This window comes from Arthrobacter alpinus (assembly GCF_001445575.1).
GTDB classification, from domain to species: domain Bacteria; phylum Actinomycetota; class Actinomycetes; order Actinomycetales; family Micrococcaceae; genus Specibacter; species Specibacter alpinus_C.
In genome coordinates this window covers 1,344,837-1,370,836 of the sequence record NZ_CP013200.1, presented here as the reverse complement: position 1 = coordinate 1,370,836, position 26,000 = coordinate 1,344,837, and the positions used below count along the sequence as shown (strand labels likewise).

Below are 26,000 nucleotides of genomic sequence, written 5' to 3'. Positions count from 1 at the left end.
CACCATCTTACGTGGTGCGCCGGCCCCTCACGATGAGAGCTACAACACCGGCGGCAGCCATCACACCGGCAATGACAAACGTTGCGGTAATTCCACCCTGCCAGCTGGCCCGAGCCAGAGCCCCCAGCTGAACGCCGAATTGCTGAGCTACCTCCGGCCCCACGGCCAGTCCGGCTAGGGCACTTTCCGCAAACCCCGAACCCAGTTGCCACAGCAGCGCCACTGCGGCAAGCCCTGCACCGCCCAAGATCAGCGAGAGTGCACGCCGTTTGGCCACAATGACACCCAACGCCAAAAGGTCGACGGCGATGAACGCCATCCAGCCCGATGCTCCGCCCAGCGCACTCGCCAGAGGCAGCACCTTGGCAACCTGGGGCTGTTCCAAACTGACCACCACTTCTTTGGGGGTGGGAAGCGGAACACCCAGGTCCGCAGTGACTTTGGCTGCCACCAATTCAACCAGAGGGGCAATATCGAGTTTCAAATCTCCTTGCACATCCTGATTTCCGGCGGCATCAAAGGTCAATTTGTGGCTGCGCTGCAGGGTCTGAGTCCAAGCCACTTCATAGCCGGGATTGGTATAGATGGACCGGGCTGCCGAGTTGATGAGTGCCCCGGCCAGCTCGTTCAGCTGGGGCGGCAGGTTCATGGACGCGGTGGCTTGATCGGCGGCCAGTGCGGACAGGCCTTCTTGGAACTCGCTATTGGTGCCCAGCGGCCCGGCCAGCTGCGCAAAGCCAGCTCCATCCACAACGTTTCGTTCCAGCCAGAGCGCGGGACCGGCCACTGCGGCAAGCAGCAGTCCCAGAATGACAAGAAGTGCCGAACCCACAGTGCGCATGAGATTTCCCTAAAAACACAATAAATAGCCGACAGTGATTTCCCATAGTAGTTCAACTAGTAGTTCAAGCCTGTGGACAGCCGCGCTTGGGTGTCAGTGCGTGAAGATAGAGTTGTTCCCAAGCAGCAAAACAAGCACCACACCAGGGCCCATCGGCCATCGGAACAGAAGGACGGCGATACTTTCATGACGGATACCCCGGAGCGAAAGGTCCTAGCCGCCACGGCGGCGGAGACAACCGCCGAGAACCCGTGGCCGCTGCAAATGCTCAGCCAGAAACTCAAGACCCACATTGAAAAGGCCCCGCCCGCATGGGTTGAGGCCCAGGTAATCGAGCTGAACAAGCGCGCCAACGTCAGCTACCTGACCTTGCGCGACATTGACGCTGAAGTGTCACTGAGCGTCACCGTATGGGGTTCGGTTTTGAACAGGCTGGAGGCACCCCTGGAGCGCGGATCCCGCGTGGTTGCTCAGCTCAAGCCTGATTTTTGGCTCAAGACAGGCCGCCTGTCCATGCAAGGGCAGGACATCCGGCCCGTTGGCCTAGGCGATCTGCTGGCCAGAATCGAGAAGTTGCGCCAGGCTCTGGCTGCCGAAGGGCTCTTTGACCCTCGTCGCAAGAAACCGCTCCCCTTACTCCCGCACAGGATCGGCCTCATCACCGGGCGCAATTCAGACGCCATGAAGGATGTACTGCGCAATGCCTCGTTGCGCTGGCCCGCCGTGGAGTTTGAGGTGCGCGAGGTGGCCGTCCAGGGCGTCAACGCCGTCAGCGGTGTCATCGGCGCTTTGGAAGAGCTTGACGCCGATTCCCGCGTTGATGTCATTGTCATCGCCCGTGGCGGCGGATCCTTGGAGGATCTCCTGCCGTTTAGCCATGAATCACTGGTTCGCGCCGTAGCCGCAGCACACACCCCAGTGGTTAGCGCCATTGGCCACGAAGCCGACCGTCCCCTGCTAGACGAGGTTGCCGATCTCCGCGCCTCCACCCCCACCGATGCCGCCAAACGCATTGTGCCCGACGTTGGCGAGGAGCTACGCCGGGTGGATCAGGCCCGGACCCAGCTCAACCGCCGCATCAAGGAGATGCTGGAGCGAGAAGGGGAACGGCTGGCTTACCTACGCACCCGCCCGGTTCTAGCAAACCCGCAGTCTATGCTCACTGCCAGGCACGACGACGTCGCCGCCTTGAGCACCCGGGCTCTGACCGCGGTGCGCACCCAAGTTGGCAGGCATGCTGATCAACTGGTGCATCTTCGCGCTCAGGTCCGGGCCCTCTCACCTCAGAAAACACTGGACCGCGGGTACGCCGTGGTCCAGCTCGGCGACCGGTCCATTGTCCGGTCACCTGAACAGGTACACACGGGCACCCCGTTGAGGATCCGTGTAGCTGGCGGCGACTTCACAGCCGAAGCCACGGACTCCAGCACCACAGACACCTCAGAAAATACCGACAACACAGCACCCACCCGCACAGCAACAAAGGATCCCGCATGAGCCCCGCAACAGCAACCACCCCGAACTCAGACATCGCAGCGCTTAGCTACGAGCAGGCCCGTGAGCAGCTGATGGGCGTGGTCAACCAGCTTGAAGCCGGTAGTTCCAGCCTTGAAGACTCCCTCGCTTTGTGGGAGCGCGGCGAAGCTCTGGCAAAGCGCTGTGAAGAATGGCTCGAGGGCGCCAAGGCCCGCCTCGACGCAGCCCGGGCGGGCACCGAACCGGGCACCGAATAGGGCACCGAATGGCTCGGCAGGCAGGGCCCAGATCCTGGCTGAAACCACCTGAACTGCCTGGCTAGGCCTCTTTCAGCCTGGCGCGTTCTTTGTCCAAATCGAAATCACCAGCGGGCCACTGCAGGTTCAGTCCGCCCAGGGCCTTGATGAGAATCTCTTGGACGGCCATGCGGGCGTACCACTTCTTGTCAGCCGGGACCACGTACCAGGGCGCAGTTTTAGTGCTCGTCTTCTCAAACACCTTCTGGTAGGCGTCCATGTACGCAGGCCAGTGGGCGCGCTCGTCCAAGTCTGTGGGGCTGTACTTCCAGTACTTCGTGGGATCGTGCAGCCGTGCAGAAAGCCGTTCCAACTGCTCCTGTGAGCTCAGGTTCAGCATGATCTTTACAACGGTGGTCCCGGATGCCGCCAGTTCTGCTTCAAAATCATTGATGGCAATGTAGCGCCGTTCCAACTCAGCCTCATCAGCCCAGCCGTGGACCCGGTGGATCAGCACATCCTCATAGTGAGACCGGTCAAAGACACCCAGCATTCCCGGGCCGGGGGCGGCTGGCCGCACCCGCCACAGGAAATCATGGGCCTTTTCTTCATCCGTTGGCGCCTTGAACGTGGTGAGCTTGACGCCTTGAGGATCCACAGCACCCACCACACGGCCAACAATGCCGCCCTTGCCGGCAGTGTCCATGGCCTGCAGAACTAGCAATGCCGATTTCTTGCCGCCGAAGCGGCTTTCAGCAAACAGCTGTTCCTGCAGTTGAGCCAGCACCGGCGCCCGCTCAGCCAAGGTTGCTGCGCCGTCGGACTTCTTTCCGGTGTAGCCCGGGGACGCGTTGGTGGGCTGTTTCGCTAAGGAAAAGCCCGGCTCCACACGCAGGAGCTCGGACGGTTGATCTGTAAAACCAAGCGGCAGGGACACGATGGGCCTTTCCTAGGGTTTGTACGTACTGAGGAACTCGCCAATTCGTCCAATGGCTTCTTCAAGGTCCACGACATTAGGCAAGGTGACAAGCCGGAAATGGTCTGGCTGATGCCAGTTGAATGCCCGGCCATGAGAAATCAGAATCTTCTGCGATTCCAAAAGCTCCAGGGCGAACTTCTCATCATTCTTGATGGGGTACATCTCCGGGTCAAGCTTTGGGAACAAATACAGCGCACCCTTGGCCTGGTTGACCGAGACCCCCGGAATGTCGTTGAGCATGCGGTAGGCCAGATCTCTCTGCTCCAGCAGCCGCCCGCCGGGCAGGATCAAATCATTAATGCTCTGGTGTCCGCCCAGCGCGGTCTGGATGGCATGCTGTCCTGGCACGTTGGCACACAGGCGCATGTTGGCCAGCAGGTTGATGCCTTCCAGGTAGTCCGCGGCAGCAGCCTTGGGACCTGAAATGGCCAGCCACCCGGACCTGAAGCCACAGATGCGGTAGGCCTTGGACAGCCCGCTGAAGGTCATGCACAACACGTCCTCGCCCGTGAGGCTGGCCGTGTTGATGTGAATGGCGTCCTCGTAGAGGATCTTCTCGTAAATTTCGTCCGAGAACACCACCAGATTATGTTTGCGGGCCAGATTGATCATGCCCGTCAGGATGTGCTCCGGGTACACAGCACCTGTGGGGTTGTTGGGGTTGATGATGACAAGGCCCTTGGTCTTGGGCGTAATTTTTGCTTCCAGATCCTCCAGATCCGGCCACCACTCATTGTCTTCATCGCACAGATAATGCACCGGCCGGCCACCGGCAAGACTCACAGAGGCCGTCCACAAGGGGTAGTCCGGTGCCGGGATCAGCACTTCGTCGCCGTTGTTCAGCAGCGCCATGAGGGACAGCGTGATGAGTTCGCTGACCCCGTTTCCCAAGTAGACATCATCGACATGGATGTTCTGGATACCGCGCGTTTGGTAGTACTGCACCACTGCGGTGCGGGCGGAGAAAATACCCCGGGAATCCGAGTAACCCTGGGCGTGCGGGAGATGGCGGATCATGTCCACCAAAATCGCGTCAGGCGCTTCAAAGCCAAACGGGGCTGGATTGCCAATGTTCAACTTCATAATCCGATGACCCTCGGCCTCCATCTGCTGCGCTTTTCGCAACAGAGGACCGCGGATGTCGTAGAGAACGTTATGAAGCTTGGTGGACTGGGTGAATTCTGCCATTTATCCAATATGGCACACCCCGGCCCTGTTTTTCGGTTTGAACCGGCCCGGTGTCCGTGCCAATGCCAATCAAGTGGCTTGGTGGGGCTAGGAACCGGCTTTGACCAGCCCTACCTGGCTAAGCCAGGCCGTTGCTACCTCGGAGACGTCACCGAAGTGCCGGTCCTGGGCCAGTCTGCTCAGATTGGCCAATTCCTCAGTGGTCAGTGCTGCGCTGACCTTGTTGAGAATTGCTTGGACCTCCGGTGGCACTGTTTTGCTGTCCACCAGCGGGACCACATTCTGAGCCGGGAACAGCTGCTTGGTGTCTGTCAGCGGCACCAGCGCATTATCGACGATCGCGGGAGCTGAACTGTGGATGTCGGCAACTTGAATCTCATCACGCAAGAGCGCCCACAAGACATCCTCTTTGCTGCCGTCAAACAGCGGTTCCAGGGCCACATACTTCTTCGGCACACAGTTGTAGTCACTGCCCAACCCAGCAAGCCCTCTGCCGCTGGGCTGGAAAGTGGCCGGACCACCCAGCACCAACGTGTTGCACACCTTGGCGAGATCCTCGATGGATTTCAGCTGGTATTTTTCCGCCGTTGCGGCCGTCACTACCAGATTGTCGCTGTCCTGTGCTTTCGCGGCGTCGAGCATGCTGATGCCTTCGGGCAGAGCTTTCTTCAACGCATTTACGACGTCGGCCGCAGACTCCGCCGCAGCGCTTGGCGCCAAAGAAGCCAACAACTCCCGTGAGTACGCAGGAGCAATGTCACTGCCGCCTGTTTCCAAACTGGAGATTTGCTCCTTGGCCGTTGCCGCGGCGGGTTCCACCACGGCCTGGATTCCGGCTGCCTTGATTGCCGCCGCATAGACCTGTGAGACTAAGAGGCCTTCTTGGACGCTGGCACCTGAGGGAGACACCGGCGCGGATATCTTCAGCACCGGCGCCTCTTCCGACAGTGAGCTGTTGGGGATGCTCACGATGGGTTCGGGAGTGCAGGCGGCGAGTGTACCCAGCACCAGGCACGCACTGAGTGCGGCAACTAGCCTCTTGCGCACCTGCAACTCCCTGACGTTGACTGCTATATTGACTGAATTCTTGACTGCTTGGTTAGCTAGCTGCGGCTACCCCAAATCCTCAATATACGTTACCCCGACCAGACCCAAATTGGCTTCTTCGAGGAGTTCGCCGTGCGTCCCGCCGTGTTCCAACTCAAGCACCGTGATCGTGTTTGCACCGGCCGTCAGCAACGGAGCAGGAACATAAAGCGTCACCTGCGGTCCCACCTCCCAGAAACGGCCCAGCAAGAATCCGTTCACCCAGACCACACCTTTGCCAAAGCCTGGAAGGGCTAGGTAAGTATCGGCCGGTTCACCAATGTGCAGTTCACCGTGGAAGTACCCCGCGCCAGCCGGGTCTGACTCGGTTTCAGCTGACCTGGTAGAACCAGACGCAATAGAACCAGACGCCGTGGTAGCCACGGAGTCGGCAGCTACGTGGAGCAGCTCCGCCAAGGGCATTTCCAAGTTGACGGGGCGCTGATCCCACTGGAAGACGTAGCGCTGGTTGATCAAGACGCCATCCAAAATTCCCTTGCCCTGACCAAAGAACGGCCCGTAATTGATGCGCCCTTGGTTCTCCACGAGGATTTCCAGTGCGGCCAGTCCCCCACCGGTAGTGACGTTCACGCCGGTCTCGCCGTTGGCGTCCGTCAACACACCCACGTAGTTACCGTCCACCCAAAGATAGGCGCGGTCATGCAGCCCGCGAATCTTGATAGTGGCCTCACCTGCGGGTAGAACCGCCTTGGCACTGTAATGGACCAGGCCACGGTCAAGTCCAAGCTTTTCAAAGGACAGCGGCTTGACGCTGTGCACCGGCTTAATGGCGCGGACAAAGTCCAACAGGGCCGTGCCACGGCTCAGCTCAAAGGTGCAGGCCGGGATGACAGGTGCTGGCCGTTCCAAATGCTCGGGGATGGGGGTGAGCTCGCGTCCTGAGGCTGCAAAGAATGCTTCCCGCATGGCATGGAATTTTTCGGTCAGGCGGCCGTCCTCGGCAATGGGCGCATCGGAGTCGTAACTGGTGATGGTGGGTTGGATGGCGCCGTCGTGATTGGCCCCGGACCCCAGACCAAAGTTAGTGCCACCGTGGGCCATGTAGAGGCAGATGGATCCGTCAACGTCAAGGATTTTCCTGGCTTCGGACGCCGCGTCTACACCGGCGCGGGTGTGGTGGTCTTCGCCCCAGTGGTCAAACCAACCGTTCCAGAACTCAACGGTGAAGAACGGTTCACCCGGACGACGGCGTTCCCAGATGGCGTCTGCCTCCTCGCCTCTGGATCCAAGCGTTGCCGCGGCCCAGGTATCCGGCAAGGCGCCGCCATCGAGGAAGTAGTCGGTGCCGCCGTCGGCCGTGAAGAGCATCTCGGTAATACCGCGATCCAGCAGGGCTTTACGGTTCCAGCGCAAGTATTCCTGGTCGTCGCCGTAGCTGCCATACTCATTTTCAATTTGGACAGCAATCACGGGGCCGCCATTGCAGGCCTGCAGCGGCGCAATGACAGGCACCAGCTGGTCGAACCATCGTTCCACCGCGTTGGTGAATAACGGATCAGATGATCGCAGCACCATCTCGGGATCGGAAATGGCCCAGGAGGGGAAGCCCCCGTTGTCCCATTCGGCGCAAATGTAGGGCCCGGGGCGCACAATGACATCCAACCCAGAGTCCCCCGCCAGAGTGATGAACTTGGCCAGATCCTTCCAGCCGGTAAAGTCGGGGGCCACATCGGCATACGGCTGATGGAAGTTCCAGGCCACGTACGTGTCCAGCGTATTGACGCCCAGGGTCACCAGACGGTCGATCCGGTCCTGCCACTGCTCAGGGTGAATCCTGAAGTAGTGGATGGCGCCGGCAATGATGCGGTGCGGATGTCCGTTCTTGAAGAGCAAACGATCCGAGTAGCTCAGTGCCTGTGCAGGCGCCGACGCCTGGGCCGGAGCAGCCGAGTCTTCCGCCCCGAGGGCACTACTAACGCGGGCAGTACCTGACGAGGTCACAAACGTTGACAACTAAACTCCTGGCACAAGGTAGACGTAAAAAAGCAGCAAATCTGTTATGGATAACAATCCTAGCGCCAGCATACCAATAATGAGAATATGACCCGCCAATTTTAGGCGAATTCACTGTATGTTACATGCTAACAACTAGACTTGGCCCCACAGTCAACCTCCAGTTTTATCCCGGCCAAGGCCCGCCCACCCCAAGGAAGAATATGAGTACGCAGCAATATGACCGCGGTCCAGCAATGCGGGACGTCGCGGCTGCGGCGGGTGTCTCCGCGCAAACGGTATCGCGAGTACTCAACGAGCACCCCAATGTTCAGGACAGTACGCGCCGGCGGGTGCAGGCCGTCATTGACGAGCTGGGCTACCGCCGCAACAACACGGCCCGGGCCTTGGTGACCGGACGGTCCAAGACCATTGGCGTGCTGACGTTGGCCACCAATAATTACTCACGTTCATCGTTGGCTCTGGGTGTTGAGTTGGGCGCCCGCGAGGCTGGCTACACAGTGAATTCCGTGACGTCCAGCCTGAGCACGCAGAGCGTGATCGACGCCGTGAGTCGTCTGGTCTTCCAGGGCGTGGACGGCATCATCATTGCTGCCCCGCTGCAAGAAGCCGTGGAGCAGGTTGCCAAGATCACCGCGCGTATACCCACTGTCAACACTGACGGTTCTTCAGGCATGGGTGATCGCATGGTGGGTGTAGACCAAGACCTGGCAGCCGTTATGGCCACCAAACACCTTCTGGACCTGGGCCATAAGACCGTGTGGCATCTTGCCGGCCCCCTTGAATGGTCGGACGCTTCGAGCCGTTTGAATAGCTGGAGGCGCACCTTGCAAGAGGCCGGCTGCGAGGTTCCGCCGGAACTACACGGTGACTGGAGCCCGGAGTCCGGTTACCACAACGGCCTGATCTTGGGACGCATGCCCGAGGTAACAGCCATCTTCGTGGCCAGTGATGAAATGGCCTTTGGTGTCATCCGCGCCCTCACCGAGCTGGGCCGGCGCATCCCCGAAGACGTTTCCGTGGTGGGGATCGATGACATTGATCTGGCAGCATATTCCAACCCGCCACTGACAACTGTCCGCCAGTCCTTCGAGGACACCGGCCGCCGTGCAGTGCAGCGTCTGGTCGCCCAAATCACCAACCCGGAAATCAGCACACCCCCGGACTTGGTAGCCCCGAGCCTCATGGTGCGGGCGAGCACCGCTCCCCCGCCAGCCCCCTAAAGCTGCTCTGGTTAAATCTGCTCTGGTTAAGCCAGAGCCGGTGCCATCAGGAGCGGGATGCCAAAAATGGGGTCCTGACGCAGGATCTGCACGTCGTGGAGCCCGCGCTGAGCCAGATGGGAGCTGAACGCGTCCTGGAGCGCCGGGACATTGCTGCCCATGCCACTTCCCAGCACCACGGGACCGGCGATCCTCAGCTGGCCGGCAACTTCTGCGGCCATCTGGGCCAAATCTGCTCCCGCGCGGTCCACGAGCATCAGCGCATGCTCGTGGCCGTTTTCGGCCGCCGCGAAAATCACCGGTGAAGCCGCAGCCCAGTAGCGCCGTGACGTGCCTTGATGGAAATGGGCAATCAGGGACTGCGGTTCATTCAGCCCGCAGTAGTCAAGCAGTGCGGACGTCAGGGCGTCAATGGGCGCCCCGGCATCCATCCGCCGCAGGCTGTACCGCACGGTTTCGCGCGCCAACCAATACCCGCTGCCCTCATCGCCGAGCAAATAGCCCCAGCCACCAGCTCGAGCCTGCTCTCCTGTTTCGTTGATGCCCCAAGCGGCGGAGCCCGTTCCGGCGATCACGGCCACCCCCGAGGTTGCACCCGCAGCGGCCAGTAACAAGCGCGTGTCATGCACCACCTCAAGCTGCGCACCCGGCACAAAAGGTGCGATCAGGCTCCTCAGCGCGGAGGCGTCGTCGTCCGTGTCCACCCCGCCGGCACCAGCCAGAACGTGAGTGACACCGTCAACATTGAGCTTCGCGAAGAGTGCTGCCATGTTCTCCACGGCCGTTTCGGGGCGTTCGTTCTGCACATTAGTGCTGCCCACGCTGGCGTCGCTGGTGACCGCGCCGTCCGTCCAGACGATCCCGCGCGTCTTCGAGCCGCCAATATCCAGGCCCACAAAGCGCGACGGAGCGGAGGGAGTTTTTAAGGTGTTTTTGTTCACACCTCTAGACTAATGGCATGTTCATGACACCCTTGATTGCCGCACCCATGGCTGGCGGAACTACGACGACGGCACTCGCCTTGGCGGCCCAGGTCGCCGGTGCCTTTGCCTTCGCCGCCGGTGGGTATAAGACCGCTGAGCAACTCGCCGCCCACATGGCACCGTTGCGTGCCACCGGGGTTGATTTTGGCGTGAATTTGTTCGTTCCGCGGTCAACGCCGCTGGCTGCCAGCGCCGCGCTCGAGCTCGCCGCCTACCGGTCAGAGTTGCTTGCCACCGCTTCCCGGTATGGCGCCGAGGTGCCCCTGACGGCGCCACCCCAACAGGATCCACGGGTGCAGGATTTCTGGGACGAAAAGATTGCGTTACTGCTGGCCGAACCTGTTCCTGTGGTCAGTTTTACCTTCGGCCTTGCGCCGGCCGAAGTGGTTGCTCAGCTGCATAGGGTCGGTACACGGGTGGTGGCATCCGTGACGTCGGCGCCAGAGGCTGCGGCAGCAGCGGCCACGGGAGTTGATGCGCTGGTGGTGCAGCACGCCAGCGCAGGTGGGCACACAGCAGCGTTCCTCCCCGGTGGGGGCTCAACCAGCGCACACGCAACGCTGCCACAGCTGCTGGCCGAAGTTCGTTCTGCCGTGCGCCTGCCCTTGGTGGGTGCAGGCGGCGTCAGTTCTCCGGCGCAGGCCAAAGCCGCTCTGGCCGCCGGAGCCATTGCGGTGGCCCTCGGGACTGCCCTGATCCGTACCGATGAGAGCGGGGCCCGGCCGCTTCACAAGAACGCCCTGGCGGACCCCGCTTACACGCACACAGCCATGACCCGGGCCTTTACCGGTAAGCCGGCCCGTGCTCTGGTCAACGATTTTCTCCGCGATCACACGGCAACCGCCCCTGACGCCTATCCCGAGGTTCATTTCCTGACAGCTCCGCTGCGGGCGGCCGCGGCAGCAGCGAATGATCCGCGGGCTGTGAACCTGTGGGCCGGGACAGGTTGGAAAGACGCCCAAGCCGGTCCGGCAGCGACCATCATTGCGGAATTCCTGCACGAACTCTAGGGCATCCGCCACGCCGGTGACAGGCTGCGGAACTCACGATCCAGTCATCCCCATGGCGTTCGGGCAATTGTTCGGAAATTTGCTAGGATGGCGAACTAACGGACGTTACAATCACGTTCATCTCGGCACATTACGCCTACCTTGGAGGATCCCATGGCATCACCAGCGAAGAACGTTCGGCGCGATAACTCCCAGCCTAGCCTCCACGCCGAGCCGTTGGACGCCGTCGACCGCCAGATCATTGACACTCTGGTGGCTGATGCCCGGATCACCAACCGCGATCTTGCCGACGCCGTGGGCATTGCCCCGTCCACCGCCCTGATGCGCACCCGCGCCCTCATGGAACGCGGCGCCATTGAGGGGTTTGAAGCCAAACTGAACCTCGCCTCGATCGGCCGCGCCGTGCAGGCTCTGATCGCGGTGCGGCTACGGGCTCATGACCGGGACGAGATCGACACCTTCACCGGACGTGTTCCGCTGCTGCCCGAGGTGCTTTCCACTTTCCATACCTCCGGCTCCGTGGACTACCTGCTGCACATTGCCGTCCGCGATACCGACGCCCTGCGCGACTGGGTTCTTGATAATCTGACCACCGATCCCGCGGTGGGACACACTGAGACAACCTTGGTCTTCAAGCACATTCCGGGGCACACGGGCCCGTTGGATTAGTACCGGCACACAAATCTCACGCACCTGACCCATAATGGGCAAGTGACCATCATTGACAATGCCGTATACGTGAACGGCTTGCGCTTCGCCGATCCCATCAACCTCGAGCAGACCTACGAGGTCATGGACGCCTGCGGGGGATGGCCTGGATTGGCATGTTCCGCCCCGATGAGGCGGAAATGACCTCTCTTGCCGCCGAGTTTTCGCTGCATGAACTTGCTGTGGAAGACACCATCATGGCCCACCAGCGCCCCAAGCTGGAGAGGTACGACGACGTTCTCTTCACAGTACTTCGTCCCGCCAGATACATCGATGAGAATGAATCAGTGGAGTTTGGCGAGTTACATGTCTTTACCGGCAAGGACTTTGTGGTCACCATCCGCCACGCGGAAACCCCCGGCTTAGCCTCCACTCGCACCCGACTCGAGGCCGATCCCGAGCTTCTGGCCATGGGTCCGGAGGCTGTTCTGTACGCAATCATGGATCAGGTAGTGGACGATTACCAGCCCGTGGTCAATGGTCTGGAAAATGACATCGACGAGATTGAAGACCAGCTATTCGCCGGAGATCCCACAGTTTCTCGACGGATCTACCAGCTCTCCCGTGAGGTCATTCAGTTCCAGCGTGCCATCCACCCGCTGCGCGACATGCTTGTTCGACTCAAGGGCGGCTTTGACAAGTACCACGTGAATGTTGAACTTCAGCGCTACCTACGCGATGTTGAAGACCATGTTGAGTCCGTTACGGCACGGGCGGATTCGTTCCGACAGCTGCTGGCGAACGCCCTAACGGTGGATGGCACGCTGACAGCCAACCGTCAGAATGAGGCCAACGCGGCGGAGAGCGAGCAGATGAAAAAGATCTCTTCCTGGGCCGCGATTTTGTTTGCCCCCTCCTTTGTCGGCTCCATTTATGGCATGAACTTTGAGAACATGCCGGAACTGCACTGGGCCTTTGGCTACCCCTTTGCGCTGATCTTGATGTTCCTGGTGGGCTTCGGCATGTACATCATCTTCAAAAAGAAGACCTGGTTGTAGGAACAGCTGCGCCTACGTCCTGGCGAGTGCTGCGATGTCTTCCAGGAAGTCGGCGGCGACAGCATCGCTGACGGTGGCCTTCGTTTCGGCAATGGTTTCGAGGTAGTCGGCCGTCACCGGGCCACGGGCCTGTGAGTTCTCACCTACGGAGGCACCCGGCCCACCTGAGGCGGAACCGCCGTCGAACATGGCCTTTTCCAGAGCACGCTGGGAGGCGCTGCGAGCGGCGAACTCAATGTCGGCTGGCGAGAATCCGACGCTGGCCGCCACGAGCGCCTCGACGTCAATGTTGGCAACAACATGGGCGGGGATAAAACGGTTCCACATGGCGGTGCGGGCCTGAGCGTCGGGCAGCCCGATCGGGATCACGTAGTCGAATCGCCCGTGGCGCAGGAACGCCGAATCCAGCGAGCGGATGAAGTTCGTGGCACATACCAGCAGTCGGCCGGGCTGGTCCCGGAAGGCCGGGATGATCTTCAACAGCTCGTTGGTCACGCCCTGCATGGGCGACGGCGGCTCCCCCGATCGCTGTGAGGCTATCTCCTCAACCTCGTCGATAAACACCACTGCATGCTCCAGCTCGGCGACGTCCAGGAAGGTCTGGCGCAGCGCCCCGGCCAAACCGCCCGGCTCCCCCGCCAGCCGCGACGGGAATACTTCCACAAAGGGCCACTCCAACCGCGAGGCAATGGCCTTGGCAAAGGTGGTCTTCCCCGTCCCGGGTGGACCGAAAAGTACAACGGCGCGGGGCGGCACCACCCCGAATTCTTCCGCAAGTTCTGACTCCGCCAAGGGCAGCACCAGCCGGCGCTCAAGCAGTTCCTTCTCGGCCGTCATGCCGGCCACGCGATCCCAGAGATCCCGCGGCAAGACCCGGCCGCCGAGTTCCTCCAGGACACCAAGTTCAGCACGTTGGACGGGGATATGCCGTTCAAAGTAACGCAGGTTCTTCTTGACCACAAAACCCCTGTTGGTGAAGGCCTCCACTCGGGTTTCGGTCTCCGGCATCAAGGCCGATAGCTTGTTCAGGCCATGAGCGGCCATGCGATTCTCGACGGCGGCCAGCAGCAGCGTGCCAATGCCTCGCCCACGAAAACTGGGCAAGGTAGCCAGGAAAACGATCCAACCCTGATCATGAGCGGCGCGGCCCACAGCTGCGCCAACTATGTTCTCACCCTGAACGGCAACAACGGCATGGTCCTTCTCACAAGAGGCCAGCACCTCGGACAGGTCGTACACCGGCTGCACTCCGTTGTCGCGCAATGTCTGCCAGAGGGCCAGAATGCCCTCAACATCTTGTGAATGGAAATCCCGGATAGTCCATGGGCTCATGAATCTGCCGCTCCTTTGCGTTGGCCAGTCCCGCCATCTTGACACTGTGAGTCATGTCATAGCAAAACGAGAAACAAAACCATCCCCAATGAACGCTGAACAAGACGAATACTGACACCTAATTTATTGAAAGCTGGGCTCATGAGCATCGACATTGCCACCGAAACTTTCCTCCACAAGGAACTCATTCTGGACGGCGATGCCGCGGCGGCGTTGTTCCTGGAAGCCCGCACCGCCAACAGCTGGTCCGATGAGGAGATTTCAGACGAGACGCTGCAGGCCATCTACGCCCTGACCAAGATGGGACCCACCGCATTCAACGGCCAGCCGCTGCGGATTATGTGGGTGCGATCGGCCGAGGCACGCGAGCGTCTTGTTGAGCACATGATGGACGGCAACAAGGCCAAGACCCTGACAGCTCCCATGGTGGCCGTGTTGAGCTTCAACACCGAATGGCACTCCCTCATGCCCACCACGGCTCCGCACATGGCCGACATGCTGATGCCCATGTTTGAGGCAAACGCTGAATCCCGCACTGCTTCCGGTAACAACAACGCACATGTGCAGGCCGGCTACTTCATCCTGGCAGCCCGCGCCGCAGGTTTGGCAGTTGGCCCCATGACAGGCTTCGACTCCGCCGGTGTTGACGCCGAGTTCAACGCCGGTTCCACCCACAAGTCCTTCATGGTGGTCAACCTGGGCAAGCCCAACGGGGGCCTTGACCGCGAGCGCCTCCAGCGCCTCGAATTCGATCTGGCCACCGTAACCTTGTAAGAAGTTATCTCAGCCCCCTTAGTTGCTGTGGGCTAAATTTCACCCAGCGCGCCGTCCCCGTAATTTCACTGGGGATGGCGCGCTTTTTGCCGCCCGCTTACTACTGGGGCTACAGCCGGAATGACGACGACAAGTTTTGGATAACGTTTTTTCGTGAATCACCTGCTGCAGGCTCCCTACCGGGCCGTCTGATTCCATGCTTAAAGACCTTCAAAGGGAATGCTTAGCCGGTCCGGCGCTACGTTGCCCCTCTTCCATTTCACTGTTTGATATGGATAACATCTAGTGACTTGTGATGTGCATCTCAAAATTCAGCAAAGGATGACTACGTGCGTTCCATCTGGAAGAAGACTCTTGCCATGGCGGTGGTGACGCCGGCCATGCTCTTAACCATGGCAGCCCCACCTGTCACAGCCGCCCCGGTCAGCCCCGCCGCTGCAAATGCTGTTTCAACAAATCTTGCCTTGGCATCAGCCGGTGCCACCGTGACCTCCTCCGGGAATGAATCAGAGAGCAGTCACGGCAGCGAATCAGCCACCGATGGAGACGCCACCACCCGCTGGTCCTCCAACTACTCAGATACTGCCGCGTTGACGGTCAAGTTGGCTAAGCCGGTTGCCATCGAGAAGGTAGTCATCAAGTGGGAGGCAGCCTGCGCAGCCAAGTACAAGTTGCAGGTTTCCACTGACGGCACCACCTTTGTTGATGCAACAGATGTCATTTCCCGTCCCAGCTGTTCCCCTGAATCCCCGGACACCCAGACCATCAAGTCTGAACTGGCCAACAATTTGTACCAGTACGTGCGCATGCAGGGCGTGGATCGGACACTCATTGGGGGCACCAAGTGGGGTATTTCGCTTTTTGAGTTGGAAGTCTGGGGCATAGCTGCTCCCTTGGGTAAAAATGTTGCCCTCGCTTCCGCGGGCGGCACCGTGACGGCCTCGGGCCAGGAAGTCCCCAGCCAATGGGGCCCGGCCCAAGTCATAGATGGCAACAGCGATGCCACCAAGCCCAACACCCAGCAGTCACGTTGGTCCTCCAACAAGGCCGACAACGCCAACATCACGGTGAAGCTTGCCGCCCCTACAGTGATTGACCATGTGACGATTGGCTGGGAAGCGGCTTGCGCAGCTAAGTACAAGCTGCAGGTCTCCACGGATGGACTCACGTTCGTGGACGCAAGCGGAGTTATCGCGCCCGCTTGCGGTGCCCGGGACACGCAGAAGCTCAGCGCAGCCGTTGCCGGCAACGCCTACCAGTACGTGCGCATGCAGGGTATTGACCGCACCCCCATTGAGGGAACCAAGTACGGTATGTCTATGTGGGAATTTGAAGTGTGGGACGGACCTGTTGCCACCCCGAGCACACCGGCCGAGAGTATCAATTTGATCCCTCTGCCCGTGAACTTTGAAGCCCCCGCGGAAGCACCCTTCACGCTGGGTGCTGGCTCGAGGATTGTGGCCAACAACGCCGAAACCATGGCGACGGCACAGTACCTCGCCAACATTTTCCGCACCTCAACCGGGCTGGCTCTGCCCGTTGTCCAAGGCACCTCAGGTGACGCGGACGACGTCGTTCTTCTCCAGATCCCGGGTGTCATCCCCAACCTCGGTGACCAGCTGCAGAGCGAGGCATACACCCTCAATGTTGGCGCCGTGACCGGCGCCAAGATCACCTCCCCCACCAGCGACGGCGTGTTCAACGGCATCCAGACGCTGCGCCAGCTGTTCCCCGCGTTCATCGAATCCAAGCAAGCGGTCATCGCCGACTGGACCGCACCCGCCGTAAAAATTTCAGATGCACCCCGCTTTGAGAAGCGCGGCATGATGCTCGACGTGGCCCGCGACTTCAAGACCGTCGATGAGGTCAAGCACGTCCTCGACTCCCTGGCGGCCTTCAAGATCTCCACCATGCACTTCCACCTGGCGGACGACCAGGGCTGGCGCATCCAGATCACCAACGACGGCAAGAAGGCCGGCGACACGATCGACTACAACCAGCTGACTGAAATCTCCGGCAAGACAGCCGTGACGAAGAACCTCAGCTACCAGGACGAGCTGGGCCACACCGGCTACTACACGCAGGACGAGTACAAGGGCATCGTGGCATACGCCGCCGAGCGCCACATTGAGGTCATCCCCGAGATTGACGTGCCTGGGCACACCTCGGCAATCCTGCACGCCATCCCGGAATTGAACTCGGCCAAGACCAAACCCGGCGTCGACGAGTGGGGCGTGGTCCCGGCCGATGGCACCGGAAACGTTGGCCAGTCCACGCTGGATGTGGATCTTCCTGCCACCTGGAACTTCATGGAGCACGTGTTCGGCCAGATTGCCGAAATGAGCTCCAGCGACTACGTGCACGTGGGCGGCGACGAGTCGCACTCGACGCAGCACGATGACTACATCAAGTTCATCACCAAGACGGTGGACACTGTTCACGGCCTTGGCAAGAAGCCGATCGGCTGGAACGAAGCAGCAATCGCCGGCCTCACCCCCGGCGACGGCATCCAGTACTGGACCGGTGGCACCGCGGACACCCTGAACGCCATCAAGAACAAGGGCGCCAAGCTCATGGTCTCCAACGGCTCCACGTCCTACATTGACATGAAGTACAACTCCAAGACCCCGATCGGCCTGACCTGGGCCGGCACGGGCGACTTCCCGAAATACTACGACTGGGATCCGGCCGGCACAGTGAAGGACAACGGCGCCAACCTGCCCGACAACGTGATTCTGGGTGTTGAAGCTGCGCAGTGGTCCGAGACCATCCGCGGCGGCGAGCAGGCTGAATTCCTGGCCTTCCCCCGTGTCATTTCCTTTGCCGAGATTGGCTGGACCCCGCAGGTCCAGCGCAATGTGAACGATTTCAAGGTGCGCATGGCCTCCATGGGCCAGCGCATGCTGACCAACGGCACCAACTTCTATGACGGCAACAATGCCAAGTGGCGCTCGTCCATGGCTGGCACGGTCAATGCCGTGGCACCGGGCAAGTCCCTGAACCTGAACGTGGGGCTGCTCGCAGCACCCGGCACCAAGATTTCCGCCGACGGCTCCACGATAGCGGTTGACACTGCTGACGATGCCGACGGCGTGAGCGCCTCCAGCATCATCGGCGACCTTGGCGTCAGCGTTGACTGGGGCGACGGCTCTGCCGCCACACCGGCTACCTTTGCCACGGACCAGGCACGCAATTCACTCTCGGCTGGCAGCCTCTACCAGCTCAAGGGCACCCACAGCTATGCTGCCGCAGGCAACTACACTGGCACCCTGACAGCTTCCAACGGCACCAAGGCCAGGTTCACCGTGGCAGTTGCCGCCGGCACGGCCGATCCTGCCACGCCTCCGGCGTGGGACTCCTCGCAGAATCCCACCCTGATCACCACCGACGATGTGGTGAAGGCCGGCTACCGCGGTGAAACGACGCTGACAGGTTTTGAGCCCGGCAAGTACGTTGTCCTGACCCTGGGCGGCAACCGTGTGGGCTCGGTCCTGCCCGGCGCCGACGGCAAGATCACGTTCCAGCTGCCGGTCTACCCGAATGTGTACAGCGGCACCCACACTGTCCTGGCAACCCAGGGCGAGCGCATCGCAAGCGACACCATCACGGTCGAATCAAAGCTGGTCCCGCTGGAGAACCTGATTCCGCAGGGCGAGATCTCCATCAAGTCCGTCACCTCTCAGGAGCTGACCGGCGAGACCGCACCCAACGGCCCGGCAGCCGCCCTGCTGGATGGCAAGACCGACACCTTCTGGCACACCCAGTGGCAGGGCACCGCGGGCGTGTTCCCACACTCGGTGGTCTTCGATCTGGGCGAGAGCTACGCTTTCACCGGCTTTGAATACACCCAGCGCCAGTCAAACTCCAACGGCAAGATCAAGGACTACGAACTCTACGTCTCTGGCAGCCCCACAGAGTTTGGTGAGAAGGTGGCGTCAGGTTCCTTCCTGGACCTCACCCGTGCACAGCTTGTGCCGGTGGACGGCGGAAAGGTTGGCCGGTATGTGAAACTAGTGGCCCTGACTTCGATAGCGGGCAACGCCTTTGCTGGCGGTGCCGAGGTCAACATTGGCGGTACCGTGCCCGGCACCACGGAGCCGACGGTTGGGCCGACAAGCGAGCCGACGGTTCGGCCGACAGTTGAGCCCACCGTGGAACCGACAAGCGAGCCGACCACTGGCCCTTCGGCAGAACCGACAACCGCACCCACCGGAGAACCCACTGCGGCACCGACTGTGGAACCGACCACCGCACCCACCGGTGACCTGACGGCGCAGCCGACCATGCAACCCACTGTGGCACCGACGGTTCCCTCGGACGGCGCACCCACTGCATCGGTGAACGATGAATCGGTGGCACCAGGGCAGGCGCTGACCATCACGGGAAGCAACTTCAAACCGGGATCTTCTGCCACATTTACGCTGCACTCGGACCCCATTGTTCTGGGTGTGTCCGTGGTTGCTGACAACGGCGTGGTGTCCCTGACGGTCAAACTCCCAGCCAATGTTCCGGCAGGAGCCCACACCGTGATCATCACAGGTGAAGACGTCAACGGCGAAGCCGTCGAGGCCAGGGTCGACCTGACGGTGACAGCAGTCGAGAGCACCACTAGTTCCAGCACCACTCCCGGTAGCACCGCATCGCAGACACAGGCACCCGCAAGCAGTGCACCAGCTGGCGGTTCCAACGCCGATGACATGGCTTCGACAGGAGCAGGCAGCACTCCGTTCCTGCTGGGCGGATTGCTATTGCTATTGGCTGGAGCAGTCACACTCATCAGCCGTCGCAAGAGGAACTCCTCCCACGCCTAGATGTTAGGCAAAGGGACCGAATAAAAAGGACCGCATAAATGGTGTGGGTGGTCAGCAGAATCTGCTGACCACCCACACCATTTATTCGTTCAAGACTGCTAAAGAAAGGCTGCAAGGGCCGCTGAATACGGTTAGGTCCAAGAACCGCTACGGCAGCTCGCTACAGTTACTTTCTGCAGCAGCCCCGGCGATGCGGACCTTGCTCCAATCGATCAAGTCAACCAGTAGAGGTGACCCCTCAGTGACCACGCCCAAGTGATCCTTGCCCGCATATTTCTTGTACATGAGCTTCTGGCCGGCGGCGCAGCGAGCTGCAACGTACTTGTCCTGGACCGCCGGAATCACCAAAGTGTCAGTCTCGCCCTGTGCCACGAATAGAGGGACAGGGAGGGGCAGCACAGCCATTGCTCCGCCGTAGTATTCGGCTGCATCAGATCCGGCGGAGTCATCCCCTGCGGTGCTTGATCCTGCGGTGCTTGATCCGGCGGTACGTAATCTAGCGGCGTCTGATCCTGCGCTTCTTGTCTCCCATTGCCTCACGGCATCCGGGCCCCGCCAGTAGTGTCTGTCCATCCCGGGCAGATGTAGCCAACTCAATTGGTGCACGCTGCTTCAAAGAGGCGGGCAACCTAGCCAAAAGTGGCGCTTCCGGCGCTAGACTGGCGCCATGAATGCACCTGCTCCCGCTCCCGTCACAGTCACTGTCACCGGCGCCGCTGGCCAGATCGGTTATGCGTTGCTTTTCCGGATTGCATCGGGGGCCATGTTGGGCCCGGATGTGCCGGTCAGGCTGAACTTGTTGGAAGTCCCGCAAGCCACCAAAGCTGCAGAGGGCACGGCCCTGGAACTCATGGACTGCGCGTTTCCGCTGCTGGCGGGGCTAGAGGTCTTTGACGACCCAGCTCAAGCGTTCAACGGCGCCAACATCGCCATGCTGGTGGGCGCACGTCCACGGGGGCCGGGTATGGAGCGAGCCGATCTCCTCAGCGCCAACGGTGGCATCTTCTCCGTTCAAGGTAGAGCACTGAACGCAGGCGCGGCACCCGATCTCAAGGTAGTCGTGGTGGGCAACCCTGCCAACACCAACGCCTTGATTGCCGCTTCCCACGCTCCGGACATCCCCGCCTCGCGCTTCACGGCACTAACCCGCCTGGACCACGACAGAGCAGTGGCCCAGCTCGCCGCCAAGACCCACTCCGAGGTTTCGCGCATCAGGAATTTGGCTATCTGGGGCAACCATTCGGCCACCCAATACCCGGACATCAGCCACGCCACGGTGGGAGGAGTGCGGGCAATTTCCTTGGTAGAGCAGCGGTGGATTGCCGAGGAGTTCATCCCGCGGGTGGCCAAGCGCGGCGCCGAAATCATCTCCGTGCGGGGAGGTTCCTCGGCCGCTTCGGCTGCCAATGCCGCCGTCGAACATATGAGGTTGTGGGTCCACGGCACCCCGGCTGGTGATTGGACCAGCATGGCTGTCCCCTCTGACGGCTCCTATGGCGTGCCCGAGGGACTTGTCAGTTCATTTCCTGTGACCACTGCCGGCGGCGATTACACCATTGTGCAGGGGTTGGAGATCAGCGAGTTCTCCCGTCTCCGCATTGACGCCTCCGTGGCAGAGCTGCAGGCCGAACGTGACGCCGTAGCCGAACTCGGCTTGCTCTAGTCTGGCGGCTTGTTTCGCTACTTCTTCCGGCCCTTGGCGAAGTAGGCCACGGGCCCAAAGAAGTTAATGAACGACGCCGCTACCCAGCCCGCCTTGGGACCATTGACCTGCGCTGGGGTTCTCTTGGCGATGTCCCGCAGGGCTGCTCCCTGCAGCACCAGCTGAGCGATCCCCGCTATCACTATGGCGCAACGCCGCCCCGTACTTATTTCACTCCAGTGCTTCTTCATTGCCGTATCCCGATCCCTTGTAGTTTCTTATCCCTGCCCGTGCTGGTCAAATCCCAGCTGGTCAATCCCAGTACGTTCAAAGTGCAGTCCGTTCAAAGACCCACGGCAGCGCCTTAGTGGTCAGCCTATGCCGAGCGCCGGGAACCGTGCCACCACCGGCTTGGTCCGGGTAAGCTTCATCGCCTGCCCAGAGGACCCCGTCAGGCTGGCTCCCTCTAGCGGGCATCAGTAAATGTGTGTTGTAGGCAAAAACTGTGCGAGCTTTCGCTTCGGTGATCGCCTGCGCCACGGAGGCGGCGCCGTCCAGGTTGTGCAAAGTGACCCAGGTAGGCGGCACCAGCTTCATTTCACCTTTGGCGTGGAGCTCGAGCGCCAGGGACGGGGCCAGCCAGGTGAAGCGTTCGTGTTCGCCCGGATTGAGCACGATCGGCTCCGGGCTGGCAGGCGCCAGCATGAACCACGTCCGGAACCGGCGCGCGATCGCTTGCCTGGGCGTCCACTGCGAAAGCCAGACCAGCCCTTCGGGACGGAGCTGCTGCCCGGTTTCCTCGGCTAATTCACGCAGACCTGCCGCACGCGCCGCTGCTAGATCATCCAAGGCAGTACCGGATGTGTCGATGCGATCCTCGGGATCTACTTTCCCACCCGGAAAAACCCACGCACCACCAAAGGAGCTGCTGGTGGTGGGGCGCTCCAACATCAACGTTTCCAGGCCCAGCTTGCCATCGCGCACAATGACCACGGTGCAGGCATCTTCCAACGGCGCAATCGGTGTAACTGTCTCCATGGAGCCAGCCTAACCCCATGAACTGCAATATCCATTGCCGTGGCCTATACATGCGAGTAGTCTGCTGTGCATGAGTACAACTCATGAGGATTTGACCGGCCGGGCTCGGTTGCGGGATGCCGCCATCGAGTGCTTCGCCGCACGGGGGTTCGGTGAATCCCTGCGTGCCATCGCCACGCGGGCAGGGGTCAGCGCCGGACTGGTCCGCCACCATTTTGGTTCCAAGGAGGAACTGCGCGACGAGTGCGACGCCACCGTCCTGGAGCGTTATCGCGTACTCAAGGTCGACAGTATGAACACCCCGCCCACCGGCCTGTTTGCACAGTTGCCGGCATCCCGCGACGGCGGAGTGCTCATGGTTTACATCCTGCGCAGCGTCCAGGACGGCAGCCCGGCGGGGCGCACGTTTGTGGACAACATGGTGGCGGAGGCCCTGGACTTCACCACTGATGCCGTGGCCCGCGGGCTTGTTGTGCCCAGCCGCAACGAGGAGGCCCGGGCACGGTTCATGGTGCAGCAGTCCATTGGCAGCATGCTCGTGAACCTGGCCATGCGCCCGGAAGTCCGGCTCGATGATTTCGCGAACGTCATGGACCAGTACATGGCCCAGGCCATGCTCCCCACCTTGGAGGTATACACGGAAGGCGTGTTTGCCGACCGCACCTATCTTGACGAGTATCTTGCCTATCTGGCCGCCAAAACCAACCCGCCCGCGGGTCTCGCGGGAGAAGCTGCAATCAGGTAAAAGGAAGCACCATGTCCACCACCGTTCCGGCAGTCGAGGTAGCAGGACTGTACAAGCGTTTTGGGAAATCCAGCGCCCTGGCAGGGCTGAACCTGCGGGTGGATGAAGGCACTGTGGCAGGATTCCTCGGGCCAAACGGCTCCGGGAAGTCCACCACCCTCCGTATCCTGTTGGGCCTTTTAAGGTCCGACGGCGGCACCGCAAGGCTGCTGGGCGGCGATCCCTGGCGTGACGCCGTCGAACTTCACCGCCGCATTGCCTACGTCCCCGGCGATGTCAGCCTGTGGCCCAACCTGACCGGCGGTCAGGCCATCGACATCCTCTCCAAGCTGCGCGGCGGCGTGGACCATGCAAAGCGCAACGCTCTGCTGGAGCGGTTTGAGCTGGACCCCACCAAGAAGGCGCGCAGCTATTCCAAGGGGAACCGGCAAAAGGTTGCCCTCGTTGCCGGGCTGGCCTCCAACGCGGAGCTGCTGATTCTCGATGAGCCCACATCCGGCCTAGATCCGCTCATGGAGCAGGTGTTCACGGAGTGCATCCAGGAGGTGAAGGCGGATGGTCGCAGCGTGCTGCTGTCCAGCCACATCTTTGCCGAGGTCGAGAAGCTCTGCGACACCGTCACTATCATTCGCGAAGGCAGGACAGTGGAGGCCGGGCGGCTCGACGAGCTCCGGCATCTGCACCGCACGGTTGTGACGGTCCTGCTGGACCGTCACGCCTCCGTTCTTTCGGGGGTTCCCGGTGTGAACGAACTCGTAGCCGCTGGAAATCTTGCCACGTTCACTGTGGGCGAGGCGGAACTTGGCAGAGTACTCTCGGCCCTGTCCGCGTTCAACCCGCGCCAACTTGTCTCGAACCCGCCGTCTTTGGAGGACCTGTTCCTGCGCCACTATGGCGGCGTTGCGTCGGCAAGCGGGACGCCGGCTTCGGCCGGGAACGGAACGGCCGCAGCTCAGGCAGCAGGTGCGCGATGAGTATCGCGGCTCCGCATCTGCACGCTGCTGCAGCGGGGTCCTCAGCAGGAACCTTGGCCGGATTCGGCCTGTCCGTGCGGTTCATCTTGCGCCGCAACTGGCTGCGGCTGCTGATCTGGGCCCTGGCCCTGGCCTTCATGATCCCCATCGTCTATTCCTCGCAGCAGGAAGCCTTTCCCACACAGGCGGCCAGGGATGCGTATGCCAACGTGGCCAACACCCCGGCCATTGCCGCAATGACCGGGCTGCCCTACGCGGCCGGCAGCCTAGGCGGCATCCTCGTGATCAAAATTTGGATGACCCTCGCCGTCGCCTTGGGCTTTGCTGCCATCTTCTTGGTGACCCGCAACGGTCGCGCCGATGAGGAGGCCGGCCGCACCGAACTGCTGCGCGGCTCTGCACTAGGGCGGCATGCCTTCAGCCTGGCCAACTACACCGTGGTGGGCGGACTCAGCACTGTCACTGGCCTGCTGATCACTCTGCTGGCATTGTCCGACAATCTGCCAGCCGCCGGTTCATGGGTGCTCGGCGGTTCTATAGCCGGCGTCGGGTTGGCCTTCGTCGGCATCTCGGCACTGTGCGGCCAGCTGAGTTCCACCAGTCGGGGCGCGAACTCCCTCGGCGTGGCAGTGCTGGCAGTCTTCTATCTTATCCGGGCCGTTGCAGACGTGAATGCCCCGGACACCAAGGTCACTGCCCTGAGCTGGTTCTCGCCGATTGGCTGGGGCCAAAACATGCGTCCATTCTCGCAGGATATGTGGTGGCCGTTCCTGGCCCTGGTGGTCTTCGCTGCGGCCTGCTGCGCACTGGCATTGCGCGTTGAATCCCGCCGGGACTTGGGACTGGGCCTGCTGCCTGACCGCCGAGGCCCGGGGAATGCCACCGCTTTGCTGGCCTCGCCCATTGGGCTGGCCCTGCGCCTGCAACGTGCCACTCTCGTTTCCTGGTTGCTGGGCTCGGTCGTCGCAGGGCTCTTCTTCGGCAGTGTGGCGAAGGCCATGACCTCGGTGTTGGACCCGTCAAACCCCTATGCCCAGGCATTTCTGGGCGGCACCCAGAACATGCTCAACGGCATCATGGGCACTTTCGTGTTGTTCAACGCCATGTTGGCCGGGGCGTTTGCGCTGCAAAGTCTTTCGGGGGCCCGCGCCGAGGAATCCGAGGGACGGCTCGAGTCCCAGCTGGCCGGCTCACTTGCCCGCACGCGCTGGCTCGCCGCGCACATAGCCGTGGCCGCGGCAGGTTCCGCCGTGATGCTGCTGATTGGCGGCTGGCTCACCGGGATCTCCTCCAACGGTGCCGCAACCGGCTCCGCCCTAGCCGGAGCAAGCTTTGCCTACTGGCCGGCCGTGTTGCTGATGATGGGTGCGCTGCTGTTCCTGCACGGCTTCCTGCCCCGGCTGAGCGTGAGCCTGAGCTGGGCCGTGTACGGCGTATCCGTGCTGGTGGCCACGTTCGGGCCCTTGTTCTCGCTGTCTGAGGGCGCCATCAAGATGACCCCGTTCGGTGCCGTACCCCGCATGCCCGCGGAGAGCCTGGCCATGCTGCCGCTCGCGGTGCTGACCCTGCTCGCCGTGGTGCTTGGGGCACTGGGAATCTGGCGTTTCCGCAACCGTGACCTCACGGCGGCGTAGCCTGAGCGCAGGCCCGCCCTCAGCGCAGAAGCGTCAGTATCCGGGAGTTTGATTCTTTTCATAGCCCGCCAATGTGATGGTGGCCTCGTCCAGGAAATTATCCACTTGATCCTGATCATAGCCATTGCGGAACTTAGTGACAGCAAATCGCTTCTCCACCACTTCTGCGGACAATATGACTCCTGGGCGTCCGGATTCCCACTGGCTCAGGGTGTCGCGCAAACGCTCGAGGAATGCGTCCACGTCAGCTAGATCGTAGCCTTCTCGAAAACGCGTGAGGGTGAACTTGACCTTGGGTAGTTCGTTGCTGTGCATACTTCTCCTGGGTGCCTAGGGGTAGTCTTGTTT

The 26,000-nt window shown here is 61.3% G+C and carries 22 protein-coding genes and 1 pseudogene; 12 read left to right on the top strand and 11 right to left on the bottom strand.

What is annotated here, in order from left to right:
* Window positions 1-7: 7 nt before the first annotated feature.
* On the bottom strand, window positions 8-841 hold the full coding sequence (locus AS189_RS06070; RefSeq protein ID WP_062286761.1) for a hypothetical protein: 834 nt from the start codon (window positions 839-841) through the stop codon (window positions 8-10).
* A 186-nt stretch (window positions 842-1,027) separates the two neighbouring features.
* On the opposite strand from AS189_RS06070, the gene xseA reads away from it, so the two are divergent.
* Together xseA and AS189_RS06060 are read left to right on the top strand one after the other, a co-directional pair.
* The gene (gene xseA, locus AS189_RS06065; RefSeq protein ID WP_062286760.1) at window positions 1,028-2,338 is read left to right on the top strand and encodes an exodeoxyribonuclease VII large subunit; all 1,311 of its coding nucleotides are present in this window, start codon (window positions 1,028-1,030) and stop codon (window positions 2,336-2,338) included.
* Window positions 2,335-2,574 (top strand): exodeoxyribonuclease VII small subunit, encoded by a 240-nt coding sequence (locus AS189_RS06060; protein ID WP_062286759.1) that lies wholly within the window; start codon window positions 2,335-2,337, stop codon window positions 2,572-2,574. The genes xseA and AS189_RS06060 overlap by 4 nt, the downstream gene beginning before the upstream one ends.
* A gap of 61 nt (window positions 2,575-2,635) precedes the next feature.
* Here the strand turns inward: AS189_RS06060 and AS189_RS06055 are convergent, their stop codons facing one another.
* The 4 genes from AS189_RS06055 to AS189_RS06040 all read right to left on the bottom strand — a co-directional run bounded on the left by AS189_RS06055 (window position 2,636) and on the right by AS189_RS06040 (window position 7,780).
* On the bottom strand, window positions 2,636-3,490 hold the full coding sequence (locus AS189_RS06055; RefSeq protein ID WP_062286758.1) for a polyphosphate kinase 2 family protein: 855 nt from the start codon (window positions 3,488-3,490) through the stop codon (window positions 2,636-2,638).
* A gap of 12 nt (window positions 3,491-3,502) precedes the next feature.
* Entirely contained in the window at window positions 3,503-4,720 is a 1,218-nt protein-coding gene (locus AS189_RS06050; protein ID WP_062286757.1) for a pyridoxal phosphate-dependent aminotransferase, read from the bottom strand.
* An 87-nt stretch (window positions 4,721-4,807) separates the two neighbouring features.
* Window positions 4,808-5,767, bottom strand: coding sequence for a glycine betaine ABC transporter substrate-binding protein (locus AS189_RS06045; RefSeq protein ID WP_062286756.1), 960 nt, complete (start codon window positions 5,765-5,767; stop codon window positions 4,808-4,810).
* A 66-nt stretch (window positions 5,768-5,833) separates the two neighbouring features.
* Window positions 5,834-7,780 carry a glycoside hydrolase family 35 protein gene (locus tag AS189_RS06040; protein ID WP_237759982.1) on the bottom strand — a complete coding sequence of 649 codons (1,947 nt, stop codon included), beginning with the start codon at window positions 7,778-7,780 and terminating at the stop codon, window positions 5,834-5,836.
* Between the two features lie 203 nt (window positions 7,781-7,983).
* On the opposite strand from AS189_RS06040, the gene AS189_RS06035 reads away from it, so the two are divergent.
* Complete coding sequence (locus AS189_RS06035; protein WP_062286755.1) at window positions 7,984-9,003, top strand: LacI family DNA-binding transcriptional regulator; 1,020 nt, start codon at window positions 7,984-7,986, stop codon at window positions 9,001-9,003.
* 26 nt (window positions 9,004-9,029) lie between these two features.
* Here AS189_RS06035 and AS189_RS06030 read toward each other — a convergent pair whose 3' ends face one another.
* Entirely contained in the window at window positions 9,030-9,944 is a 915-nt protein-coding gene (locus AS189_RS06030) for an N-acetylglucosamine kinase (protein ID WP_062286754.1), read from the bottom strand.
* 17 nt (window positions 9,945-9,961) lie between these two features.
* Here AS189_RS06030 and AS189_RS06025 point away from each other — a divergent pair, with 17 nt between their 5' ends.
* From AS189_RS06025 to corA, 3 genes and pseudogenes are all read left to right on the top strand, one after another.
* Window positions 9,962-10,996 (top strand): nitronate monooxygenase, encoded by a 1,035-nt coding sequence (locus AS189_RS06025; RefSeq protein WP_062286753.1) that lies wholly within the window; start codon window positions 9,962-9,964, stop codon window positions 10,994-10,996.
* 153 nt (window positions 10,997-11,149) lie between these two features.
* Window positions 11,150-11,665 carry an Lrp/AsnC family transcriptional regulator gene (locus AS189_RS06020; protein WP_062286752.1) on the top strand — a complete coding sequence of 172 codons (516 nt, stop codon included), beginning with the start codon at window positions 11,150-11,152 and terminating at the stop codon, window positions 11,663-11,665.
* Window positions 11,666-11,707: 42 nt separating this feature from the next.
* Window positions 11,708-12,702: pseudogene (gene corA / locus AS189_RS06015) on the top strand (magnesium/cobalt transporter CorA).
* A 12-nt stretch (window positions 12,703-12,714) separates the two neighbouring features.
* Here corA and AS189_RS06010 read toward each other — a convergent pair.
* On the bottom strand, window positions 12,715-14,034 hold the full coding sequence (locus AS189_RS06010) for an ATP-binding protein (protein WP_062286751.1): 1,320 nt from the start codon (window positions 14,032-14,034) through the stop codon (window positions 12,715-12,717).
* 141 nt (window positions 14,035-14,175) lie between these two features.
* Between AS189_RS06010 and AS189_RS06005 the strand changes: the two genes are divergently transcribed.
* Both AS189_RS06005 and AS189_RS19805 read left to right on the top strand, forming a co-directional pair.
* Window positions 14,176-14,808 (top strand): malonic semialdehyde reductase, encoded by a 633-nt coding sequence (locus AS189_RS06005; protein WP_062286750.1) that lies wholly within the window; start codon window positions 14,176-14,178, stop codon window positions 14,806-14,808.
* A 329-nt stretch (window positions 14,809-15,137) separates the two neighbouring features.
* Complete coding sequence (locus AS189_RS19805; RefSeq protein ID WP_129587172.1) at window positions 15,138-19,619, top strand: family 20 glycosylhydrolase; 4,482 nt, start codon at window positions 15,138-15,140, stop codon at window positions 19,617-19,619.
* 147 nt (window positions 19,620-19,766) lie between these two features.
* Here the strand turns inward: AS189_RS19805 and AS189_RS19800 are convergent, their stop codons facing one another.
* Entirely contained in the window at window positions 19,767-20,216 is a 450-nt protein-coding gene (locus AS189_RS19800; RefSeq protein WP_129587171.1) for a hypothetical protein, read from the bottom strand.
* 70 nt (window positions 20,217-20,286) lie between these two features.
* Here AS189_RS19800 and AS189_RS05990 point away from each other — a divergent pair, with 70 nt between their 5' ends.
* Entirely contained in the window at window positions 20,287-21,282 is a 996-nt protein-coding gene (locus AS189_RS05990) for a malate dehydrogenase (RefSeq protein WP_062286748.1), read from the top strand.
* Window positions 21,283-21,299: 17 nt separating this feature from the next.
* On the opposite strand, the gene AS189_RS05985 is transcribed toward AS189_RS05990, so the two are convergent.
* Window positions 21,300-21,512 (bottom strand): PLDc N-terminal domain-containing protein, encoded by a 213-nt coding sequence (locus AS189_RS05985; RefSeq protein ID WP_062286747.1) that lies wholly within the window; start codon window positions 21,510-21,512, stop codon window positions 21,300-21,302.
* Window positions 21,513-21,588: 76 nt separating this feature from the next.
* The gene (locus AS189_RS05980) at window positions 21,589-22,299 is read right to left on the bottom strand and encodes an NUDIX domain-containing protein (protein ID WP_062286746.1); all 711 of its coding nucleotides are present in this window, start codon (window positions 22,297-22,299) and stop codon (window positions 21,589-21,591) included.
* 70 nt (window positions 22,300-22,369) lie between these two features.
* Here AS189_RS05980 and AS189_RS05975 point away from each other — a divergent pair, with 70 nt between their 5' ends.
* Genes AS189_RS05975 through AS189_RS05965 form a run of 3 tightly spaced genes read left to right on the top strand, consistent with a single transcriptional unit; the run spans window position 22,370 to window position 25,652 of the window.
* Window positions 22,370-23,044 carry a TetR/AcrR family transcriptional regulator gene (locus AS189_RS05975; protein ID WP_082634104.1) on the top strand — a complete coding sequence of 225 codons (675 nt, stop codon included), beginning with the start codon at window positions 22,370-22,372 and terminating at the stop codon, window positions 23,042-23,044.
* Between the two features lie 11 nt (window positions 23,045-23,055).
* A complete protein-coding gene (locus tag AS189_RS05970) occupies window positions 23,056-24,018 on the top strand; it encodes an ABC transporter ATP-binding protein (protein ID WP_062286744.1) in 963 nt (320 codons plus the stop codon).
* Window positions 24,015-25,652: an ABC transporter permease gene (locus AS189_RS05965; protein ID WP_062286743.1), complete on the top strand. Its 1,638-nt coding sequence runs from the start codon at window positions 24,015-24,017 to the stop codon at window positions 25,650-25,652. The genes AS189_RS05970 and AS189_RS05965 overlap by 4 nt, the downstream gene beginning before the upstream one ends.
* Window positions 25,653-25,685: 33 nt before the next feature.
* Here AS189_RS05965 and AS189_RS05960 read toward each other — a convergent pair whose 3' ends face one another.
* The gene (locus AS189_RS05960; RefSeq protein WP_062286742.1) at window positions 25,686-25,967 is read right to left on the bottom strand and encodes a DivIVA domain-containing protein; all 282 of its coding nucleotides are present in this window, start codon (window positions 25,965-25,967) and stop codon (window positions 25,686-25,688) included.
* Between the last annotated feature and the right edge of the window lie 33 nt (window positions 25,968-26,000).